This is a genomic window from Mesorhizobium sp. LSJC280B00 (genome assembly GCF_000502835.1).
Lineage (GTDB): Bacteria > Pseudomonadota > Alphaproteobacteria > Rhizobiales > Rhizobiaceae > Mesorhizobium.
The window spans coordinates 1-874 of the sequence record NZ_AYVL01000111.1 but is presented as its reverse complement, the minus strand read 5'-3'; the positions used below and the strand labels follow the sequence as shown (position 1 = coordinate 874).

The window sequence follows — 874 nt, the reverse complement described above, 5'->3', positions numbered from 1 at the left end:
CTGCTGCGCCAGGCCGGCGAGCCCGAACCGACGGCAGCGCCCGTCCGCCTCATCCTGTCGGCGGCACCGGCGGCAACGCGTAAGACGCTTGCCGGGCCGCTCGCCGGCTCGATCGGCCGGCCCGCCTTCACCGTCGCCATCGGCAAGAGCCGCACGGCCTTGCCCGGAAAATTCACACTGGAGTGGAACCCCGATGAACGCATATTCGAAGAAAGACGGGGCGAGCAAGGAAGGTCTCAGGAATGGCCCCCAGAACGGCCAAAGAATCCTATCCCTGTGGTTTCCGCATCTCGCCGCCGAGAGGATCCTGCGGCAGCGTCTGGGGCGGTCCTGGCGTTCCCGGCCGTCGGATCACCTGCCGCTGGTGATCAGCCATCGCCAAGGGAACACCCAGCGCATCGCCGCCCTCGACGAACGGGCTGAGGCGCTTAATCTGAAGCGCGGCATGGGCATAGCCGACGCACGCGCCATGCATCCCTCGATCGACATCGTGGAGGCCGATCCGGAGGCCGACCGGCGCCTGCTCGAAGGCCTCGCCGACTGGTGCGACCGCTATACCCCGCTGGTGGCGCTTGACGGGACCGACGGCCTCTATCTCGACGTCACCGGCTGCACCCATCTTTTCGGCGGCGAACGCTCGATGCTGGACGATATCCTGTCGCGTTTTTTCCATCAGGGCTTCGATGTCCGCGCCGGGCTTGCCGCCACGCCTGGTGCTGCCTGGGCGGCGGCGCGGTTTGCCGGTGACCGCATCGTGCCCGATGGCGAGGAGGAAGCGCTTCTCGTGCCCTTGCCGCTGGCGGCGCTGCGCATCGACCCGGAGGTACGCGCCAGCCTCGAAAGCGTCGGCCTGCGCACGGCGGGCGCCGTCATG

At 68.4% G+C, this 874-nt stretch carries 1 protein-coding gene and 1 pseudogene; both read left to right on the top strand.

Annotated elements, in window-relative coordinates; all coding sequences use genetic code 11:
- Window positions 1-423 (top strand): annotated as a pseudogene (locus tag X773_RS78920) (hypothetical protein); the annotation flags it as partial.
- A partial coding sequence (locus X773_RS73505; RefSeq protein ID WP_036239975.1) for a DNA polymerase Y family protein occupies window positions 365-874 on the top strand: 510 nt, incomplete at its 3' end. The pseudogene X773_RS78920 and the gene X773_RS73505, both read left to right, overlap by 59 nt.